We start from the raw sequence: 7,902 nt of genomic DNA on the forward strand, positions 1-7,902 counted from the left end.
GTCCTTCGTGCGTCAGCGCGCGGCGCCGCGCCCCCACGCCGTCCCCACCAGGACGAGCACGCCGCCCGCGAGCCCGAACGCGCCGAGCCGTTCGCCGCCGAGCGCGATGCCGGCCGCGGCGGCCCACAGCGGCTCGGTGCCGAGCAACAGGCTGACCCGGGAGGGGGAGGTCCGGCGTACGGCCCACATCTGGACGAAGAAGGCGAACAGGGTGCAGAACACGGACAGGAACACCAGCCCGGCCCACTCACGCGGCCCGAAGTCCGCCGCCGTCGCCCACGGCGTGGTGTCGGCACCGGCCGAGAGCAGCGCGAACACCCCTACGGCGGCGCCGAGTTGGACGGTCGTCAGGGGCAGCGCGTCGGCGCCCCGCACGGACTTCACGCGGGACATGGCCAGCACGTGCAGGGTGCGGGCCAGGGCCGCGAGCAGCATGAGGAGGTCACCCAGGGAGGGGCGGCTGAACCCGGCGCCCTGGGTCAGCAGCAGTACGCCGAGCACGGAGAGGGCGGCGGCCCCGAGGAAGGCGCGGGAGGGCCGGGTGCGGGTCACCGCGGACTCGGCGAGCGGGGTGAAGATCATGGTGAGGCTGATGATGAGGCCCGCGTTCGTCGCCGAGGTGTGGACGACGCCGTAGGTCTCCAGGAGGAAGATCCCGGCGAGGATCAGCCCGAGCAGGGCCGCGCCGCGCCACTGGGCGGCCGTCAGGGCGCGCAGCTTGCGGTGGCCGACGACCGCCAGGACGGGCAGGACGAGGGCGAAGCGCAGGACCAGGACGGCGAGGACCGTACGGGCGGTGGTGATGTCCTTGGCGGCGAGATAGCTGGCGCCCCAGACCACGGCGACCAGCAGGACGGGCAGGTCGGTCGACCAGGTGCGGCGGGGCGCGACGACGCGCGGTACGGCGATCGAGGACATGGGGGCGGCTCTCCCGGTCTCCGGCGAAGGGGTGGAGACATCGGCGGCTGCCACACGGAACGATCACCGTACCCGCGCGGACCCCGGTTGACTAGGCGTTTTCCGGGTCGGCGTACGAGCCGTACGTCGGGCGCCCCGCCAGGTCGTACGACTGGATGGAGACCCCGGTGCTGGTGATGGTCCCGCCCGTGCGCTTGAAGGCCTTCGGCGTGGTGCCCTCGGGGAACAGGCGCAGGCCGGTGCCGAGCACGACCGGGAAGGTCACCAGGTGGACGGTGTCGAGCAGGTCGAGTTCGAGGAGGGACCGCACGAGGGCGCCGCTGCCGTGCACCTGGAGCTCACCCTCGGTGCGCTCCTTGAGGTCGGTGACCTCCTTGGCGAGGTCGCCGCCGAGGACGGTGGTGCCGGCCCAGGAGGGGTCGGTGAGGGTGGCCGAGGCGACGTACTTCGGCAGGGCGTTCAGCTTGGACGCGACCGGGTCGGCGGGGTCGGTCATGTTCGGCCAGTACGAGGCGAAGATGTCGTACGTACGGCGGCCGAGCAGATAGGCGCCGGAGCGGTCGAAGACGTCGACCACGAAGCGGCCGAAGTCGTCGTCGCCGTACACGAAGCTCCAGCCGCCGTGCTCGAAGCCGCCGCGGGTGTCCTCTTCGGGGCCGCCGGGGGCCTGGTAGACGCCGTCGAGGGTGACGAAGATGGTGGAGACGAGCTTGCCCATGTCGGGTGCCTGCTTCCTGCTGCGGGGGTTGGTGTCATCAGCTCAGACCCGGCCCGCCCCCGCAACTCATCGGTCTCCGCTACGGCACCTCACCCGGCGTGGGTCGAGAACATGCCGCCGGTCGGGCCCTGCTTGTCGCCGCCCTGGGCCTTCTTCAGGGCGTTGGCGAGGCTCTCGATGGTGAGGGACTGGAGGATGACGCGACCGTTGCCCTCCAGGGTGGCCAGGGAGAGGCCCTCGCCGCCGAACACCGCGTTCATCAGGCCCTGGCGGTTGAGGCCGCCGATGCGCTGGACTCCGTACTGGATGCCCTCCTCGAAGGCGACGAGGCAGCCGGTGTCGACCTCGATGCGGCCGCCGAAGTCGGCCGGGTTCAGGTCGATGAAGTTGCCCGCGCCGGCGATGATCACCGTGCCGCGCCCGGTGAACTTCTCCAGGATGAAGCCCTCGCCGCCGCTCATGCCGGTGCGGCCGCCCTGGAAGGCGATGCCGAACTGGACGCTGGACTCGGCCGCCACGAAGGCGTCCTTCTCCGCGAACCACGCGCGCGTGCCGTCCAGTTCCAGGGCGCGCATCTCGCCGGGGAGCACGCCCGCGAAGCCGACGGTGCCCTCGCCGCCCTGGGAGGTGAAGTACTGGAACGCCAGCGACTCGCCCGCGAGCGCGCGCTGGCCGACCTGCATGGCCGTCCCCATGGCCTGCCGGAGCATGCCGCCCATACCGCCGGAACCGGCACCGCCCTGCTGCTGACCGGCGCCGGGCGGGCCGCTCAGCCGGGTCTCCATGGTCACGTTCGTCGTCTTGAAGAGGAACTTCCCGGCCTCGCAGTACACGGTCTGGCCGGGGCTCAGGTTGACGACCGCCATCTGCATGGCGTTGCCGACGATTTCTTGCTGAAGGGTCACGAGGGGAGAACGCCGGAGGCGGCGGAATCAGTTCCGGCCGCGCGAGGTCGGCGTCCGTTCGCCGCCAGCACGCGGGTACGCCGGCCGCTGGGATGAACCCATGACATCGACTTACGGAACCCTGAACGGCAAGGTGGCCCTGGTCACCGGCGGCAGCCGCGGCATCGGCGCGGCGACGGCGCTGCGGCTGGCGCGGGACGGCGCGGACGTGGCCGTCACGTATGTGGCGGGCAAGGAGGCGGCCGACGACGTCGTAGGTACCGTGGAGCGGCTCGGACGGCGGGCGGTCGCGCTGCGCGCGGACTCCGCGGATGCCGCCGAGGCTGCGGGCGCGGTGGAGCGTACGGCGGAGGCACTGGGCGGGCTCGACGTGCTGGTGAACAACGTGGGGGTGGGTGTCCTCGGTCCGTTGGACGGGCTGTCCCTCGCCGATGTGGACCGGGTCCTCGCGGTGAACGTCCGCGGGGTGTTCCTGACCTCACAGGCGGCTGCCGCGCGGATGGCGTCGGGGGGCCGGATCATCACGATCGGCACGTGCATGACGCAGCGGGTGCCGGGGCCCGGCGGGACGCTCTACGCGACCAGCAAGTCGGCGCTGATCGGGCTGACCAAGGCGCTCGCCCGTGAGCTGGGCGGACGTGGGATCACGGCGAACATCGTCCACCCGGGGCCCACGGACACCGACATGAACCCGGCGGACGGACTGTACGCGGCCGACCAGGCGGCCATGACGGCGCTGGGCCGGTTCGGGACGGCGGACGAGGTGGCGTCGATGGTCGCGTACCTGGCGGGGGCGGAGTACGTCACGGGGGCGGAGTTCTCGGTGGACGGCGGACACTCTGCGTAAGCCTCCGGCGGTTGGCCGGGTGTGTGCGGGTGCGCTGCGGCGCACGTCCCTGGGGGCTGCGCCCCCAGACCCCCGCTTCGGCCCTGAAGGGGCCTCGTCCTCAAACGCCGGACGGGCTGGATATTCGCGGCCTGTGTTGGAAAGGCACCGGACGGGACGGATTGGCCCGTGTCAGAAAAGCGCCGGACGGGCAGGCCATGCCCGTCCGGCGTTTGAGGCTCGCCTCAGCCGCCCAACTCCTGATGCCGCGCCGCCAGCGTCGCCGCCCCCTGCTCCGTCAGTGAACCGAACAACCGCAGCCGCGATATCCCGCCGTCGGGATAGATGTCCACGCGCGCGTGCGTCCCGATCGCCGGGGTCGGGAGTACGAAGCGGTGGTTCGTGTCGGGCTGGAGGCGGGTGCGCGGGAGGATCTCGTGCCAGTCGCCGGTCTCGCCGTCCCGTACCGACACCGACGCCCAGCCCGCGCTGTTGCCCTTCAGGTACGCCGTGTCGATCTCGACGGCGCGGATCCGGGCCTGCGCGGCCAGGGCGTAGCGGATCCAGTCGTTGCCCTGGTCGCGGCGGCGGCGGGTCTCCCAGCCGTCGTCCATCTTGCGGGAGCGGCCGGGCTGGATGGTGTTGGTGGCGGGTGAGTAGAAGAGGTTGGAGGCGTCCTCGGCCCGGCCGCCGTTCTCCAGGGCAACCACGTCGAAAGTGCCCAGCGCCGCCAGCCAGTCGGGGTCGGGGACCACTTCGCCGTAGACCCGTAGGCGGGCGATGCCGCCGTCGGGGTGCTGGTTGACGCGGAGGTGGGTGAAGCGTTGCTCGACCGAGATGGCGAAGCCGTTCGCCGCGTGGCCGCCGACCGGCGTGCGCGGGACCAGGGTCGTCCACTTCACGTCGTCGGAGAGCAGATCCTCGGGGGACGGGGAGCCCTGCACCGAGGCGGCTTCCACGGACACCGCCTGGGGGTAGTTGCCCCGGAAGTGGGCCGTGTCGACGACGATCCCCCGGATCACGCCGGGTGCGCCGAGCCGGACCAGTGCCCAGTCGTGGTCCTCCGGCGTCGGCCAGGGGTGGTCCGCCGAGGCGCCGCGGCGGCGGCGGGTCTCCCAGCCGTCCATGATCTTGCCCTTGTGGCCGAAGTGCTCGGGATCGAACTCGGCGGGCCCGGGCACGAGGAGGTTCTCGCGCTGGGCGAAGAACTCGTCGTTGGCGGCGATGACTCCGGCGCCGAGCTGCCGGTCGGCGAGGTTGGCGTACTGGGTGAAGGGGAAGTCGGCCGTGCGGTAGTCCGCGTACGGGTCACCGCCTCCGTAGGGGTTCGCGTCGCCGGTGAAACTCGGAATCGCCGTCACTGCTGTGTCTGCCTTTCGGGAGTCGGCCGCTGCGGGTGCGGTGGTAGTCGGATCAGGGGGTACGGGTCAGGAGTTGGCCCTTCGGGTCGGTGAACTCGCCGTCCAGCACGATGCGTTCGCCGCGCAGCCAGGTCGACTTCACGACACCGCTGAGGGTCTTTCCGGCGTATGCCGTGACGCGGTTGCGGTGTTGGAGGGCGGCCGGGTCCACGGTGAACGTCTCGTCGGGCGCGAGGACCGCGAAGTCCGCGTCGCGGCCCGCCTCGATGGCGCCCTTCTGCTCAAGTCCCGCCAGAGCGGCCGTCCTTGACGACATCCAGCGGACCACGTCCTCAAGGCCGTAGCCCCGCTTGCGCGCCTCCGTCCACACCGCCGCGAGGCTCAGCTGGAGGCCGGAGATGCCGCCCCACGCGGTGGCGAAGTCGGCGGTCTTGAGGTCGGCGGTCGATGGCGAGTGGTCCGTGACCACGCAGTCGATCGTGCCGTCGGCCAGTGCCTGCCACAGCAGATCCTGGTTGGCGGACTCGCGGATGGGCGGACAGCACTTGAACTCGCTTGCGCCGTCCGGGACTTCCTCGGCCGTGAGGGTCAGGTAGTGGGGGCACGTCTCCACCGTGATGCGGACGCCCTCGGCCTTGGCGGCGGCGATCAGCGGCAGCGCGTCGGACGAGGAGAGGTGCAGGACGTGCACGCGCGCGTCGAGGCGCTTGGCGGCGGCGATCAGTCCCGCGATGGCCGTGTCCTCGGCGTCGCGGGGGCGGCTGGCGAGGAAGTCGGCGTACTTGGGGCCGCCCTGCTGCGGGGCCGCCTCCAGGTGGTGGGGGTCCTCCGCGTGCACGATGAGCAGGCCGCCGAAACCGGCGATCTCCGCCAGGGAACGGGCCAGTTGGTCCTGGTCCAGGTGCGGGAACTCGTCCACGCCGGACGGGGACAGGAACGCCTTGAAGCCGAAGACACCGGCGTCGTGCAGCGGGCGCAGATCCTTGACGTTGTCGGGCAGGGCGCCGCCCCAGAACCCGACGTCGATGTGAGCCTTGGTCGCGGCGACCTCCTGCTTGGTACGGAGGTTGTCGACCGTCGTCGTCGGCGGGAGGGAGTTGAGCGGCATGTCGATCAGGGTGGTGATGCCGCCGGCCGCCGCCGCGCGCGTGGCGGTCCAGAAGCCCTCCCAGTGGGTGCGCCCCGGGTCGTTCACATGCACATGGGTGTCGACCAGTCCCGGCAGCAGGACGTCGTCGCCGAAGTCCTCGAACCCTGCCCCGGACGGGACTTGGGCGTCGTAGGGGAGAACGGCCGTGATCTTTCCGCCGGTTACGGCGACCGCCGCGGCGCGTGTTCCCTCGGGAGTGATGACACGCGTGGAGCGCACCACCAGTTCAGCGTCGGACACCCGGACCCCTCTCTGCCGCCGTCGTCGCTTCCGTTACTTCCGGGAAACGGGATTTACGTCCACGTAACGGAATTCAACGTTCTGTTGAAGGAGTCTTCACTCCCGCTCCCGTACCGTCAAGGGCACACCTCTCCGTGATGTGCCGCATGCGCACACTCTGGATGTTTCCACAAAGCGGAAGTAGACTTCCGGCAAGCAGAACGTAGCTACGCACCGGCGGGGAGTCAACCGGCCCCCGGGTAGGCTTCAGCCCTTCCCGCCCGTGCCGAAAGGAACGCGCCGTGCCGCCGTCCAGCGCCAGCAGCACCGACTCCACCAAGTCCGCCACGGGTGGTGTCCAGTCCCTCGAGCGCGCCTTCGACCTGCTGGAGCGGATGGCCGACGCGGGCGGTGAGGTCGGCCTGAGCGAGCTCTCCGCGAGCAGCGGACTGCCGCTGCCCACCATCCACCGACTGATGCGCACGCTGGTGGTCTGCGGTTACGTCCGCCAGCAGGCCAACCGGCGGTACGCCCTCGGCCCCCGCCTGATCCGCCTCGGCGAGTCCGCGTCCCGGCTGCTCGGCACCTGGGCCCGCCCCTACCTCGCCCGGCTCGTCGAGGAGACCGGCGAGACGGCGAACATGGCGCTGCTCGACGGCGACGAGATCGTGTACGTGGCGCAGGTGCCGTCCAAGCACTCGATGCGCATGTTCACCGAGGTCGGCCGGCGCGTCCTGCCGCACTCCACGGGCGTCGGCAAGGCGCTGCTCGCCAACACCCCCGACCACGAGGTGCGCGCGCTGCTCGCCCGCACCGGCATGCCCGCCGCGACCGAGAAGACGATCACCACGCCCGAGGGTTTCCTCGCGGCCCTGGAGGACGTACGGCGGCTCGGCTACGCGATCGACGACAACGAGCAGGAGATCGGCGTCCGCTGCCTCGCCGTCTCCGTGCCCGACTCCCCCACCGCCGCCGCGATTTCGATCTCGGGTCCGGCGGGCCGGGTCACCGAGTCGGCGACCGAGAAGATCGTGCCGATCCTCCAGCAGGTGGCCGGCGAACTGTCGGAGGCGCTCGCCAGCCAGAACCCCGCGTGAGCGGCGGGCAGTTCTGGCCGGGCCGGTACACCGACCGGCACGGCGGCGAGGAGATCGTCTTCGAGTCGGACGGCCGGGAGCTGATCCGTACGACGATCCGGGGCGTCCGCTTCGAGGGCAACAGCATGGACGACCTCGGCGCGCTCGGCGGGGACACTCCGGACGCCTCGTTCACCTTCTTCGACGGGGCGTTGTGTTCCTGTCTCCTGGAGTGGGAGGTGCCGCTGTCCGTCGCGGTGGAGGGGCAGGGCGTACGAACGGCCGTGCTGGACTGCGCGTTGCGGCTCGGGGCGCCGGGCGGACCGGGCAGGGGCCTGGACACGGAGACGCTGACCACCGTCCTGCGTCTCGACGGGCACGAGTACCGGAACAGGGACGGACAAGGGGACTTCGAGCCGGCGCTGGAAGACGTCCAGCGCCGGCTTCCGGCGGGAGTCAGGCTCCGGGCCTGTATCGCGTGCGCCTGGTCCGACTACAGCCCACTCGGCAACGGGCTGATGGCGGGGCTGGCCTGCTTCCGTGACGTCAAGGACAGGTACCGCCGGGTCGACGGCAAGCACGGCCCGACGGGCATCTTCACCCTCTGGGACGCCCTCACCGAATTCGTCCAGGAGACCTCGCTGTGCCCGGAGTTCGAGCACCGGTCCGGGAACGCCGGCTACCGGGGAGCGTTCCCGGCGCCGCCGAACTAGGGCCTGTGTGACGTCG

8 protein-coding genes are annotated in these 7,902 nt (G+C 71.3%); 3 read left to right on the top strand and 5 right to left on the bottom strand.

Features of this window, described 5'->3' with window-relative positions; genetic code table 11:
- Positions 1 to 12: 12 nt before the first annotated feature.
- The 3 genes from JHN45_RS31070 to JHN45_RS31080 form a co-directional block, all read right to left on the bottom strand.
- Positions 13 to 918, bottom strand: coding sequence for a DMT family transporter (locus tag JHN45_RS31070; protein ID WP_201051957.1), 906 nt, complete (start codon positions 916 to 918; stop codon positions 13 to 15).
- A gap of 91 nt (positions 919 to 1,009) precedes the next feature.
- Complete coding sequence (locus JHN45_RS31075) at positions 1,010 to 1,636, bottom strand: dihydrofolate reductase family protein (RefSeq protein ID WP_200713523.1); 627 nt, start codon at positions 1,634 to 1,636, stop codon at positions 1,010 to 1,012.
- An 89-nt stretch (positions 1,637 to 1,725) separates the two neighbouring features.
- Positions 1,726 to 2,541, bottom strand: a complete 816-nt coding sequence (locus JHN45_RS31080; RefSeq protein WP_200713524.1) for an AIM24 family protein — start codon at positions 2,539 to 2,541, stop codon at positions 1,726 to 1,728.
- 100 nt (positions 2,542 to 2,641) lie between these two features.
- Between JHN45_RS31080 and JHN45_RS31085 the strand changes: the two genes are divergently transcribed.
- Positions 2,642 to 3,388, top strand: coding sequence for an SDR family oxidoreductase (locus tag JHN45_RS31085; RefSeq protein ID WP_201051959.1), 747 nt, complete (start codon positions 2,642 to 2,644; stop codon positions 3,386 to 3,388).
- Positions 3,389 to 3,612: 224 nt separating this feature from the next.
- On the opposite strand, the gene alc is transcribed toward JHN45_RS31085, so the two are convergent.
- Entirely contained in the window at positions 3,613 to 4,728 is a 1,116-nt protein-coding gene (gene alc / locus JHN45_RS31090; protein WP_201051961.1) for an allantoicase, read from the bottom strand.
- Positions 4,729 to 4,780: 52 nt separating this feature from the next.
- Entirely contained in the window at positions 4,781 to 6,118 is a 1,338-nt protein-coding gene (gene allB, locus JHN45_RS31095; RefSeq protein ID WP_200713527.1) for an allantoinase AllB, read from the bottom strand.
- A 281-nt stretch (positions 6,119 to 6,399) separates the two neighbouring features.
- Here allB and JHN45_RS31100 point away from each other — a divergent pair, with 281 nt between their 5' ends.
- Both JHN45_RS31100 and JHN45_RS31105 read left to right on the top strand, forming a co-directional pair.
- Positions 6,400 to 7,194 (top strand): IclR family transcriptional regulator, encoded by a 795-nt coding sequence (locus JHN45_RS31100; RefSeq protein WP_200713528.1) that lies wholly within the window; start codon positions 6,400 to 6,402, stop codon positions 7,192 to 7,194.
- Complete coding sequence (locus tag JHN45_RS31105; RefSeq protein ID WP_201051963.1) at positions 7,191 to 7,886, top strand: DUF6304 family protein; 696 nt, start codon at positions 7,191 to 7,193, stop codon at positions 7,884 to 7,886. The genes JHN45_RS31100 and JHN45_RS31105 overlap by 4 nt, the downstream gene beginning before the upstream one ends.
- Positions 7,887 to 7,902: the final 16 nt, after the last annotated feature.

Source organism: Streptomyces sp. MBT53 (genome assembly GCF_016654115.1).
Lineage (GTDB): Bacteria > Actinomycetota > Actinomycetes > Streptomycetales > Streptomycetaceae > Streptomyces.

Bases quoted from the DNA above. Each gene is read 5' to 3' on its own strand.
- JHN45_RS31070 (WP_201051957.1), bottom strand. From the start codon at position 918: ATGTCCTCGATCGCCGTACCGCGCGTCGTCGCGCCCCGCCGCACCTGG.
- JHN45_RS31085 (WP_201051959.1), top strand. From the start codon at position 2,642: ATGACATCGACTTACGGAACCCTGAACGGCAAGGTGGCCCTGGTCACC.
- JHN45_RS31075 (WP_200713523.1), bottom strand. From the start codon at position 1,636: ATGGGCAAGCTCGTCTCCACCATCTTCGTCACCCTCGACGGCGTCTAC.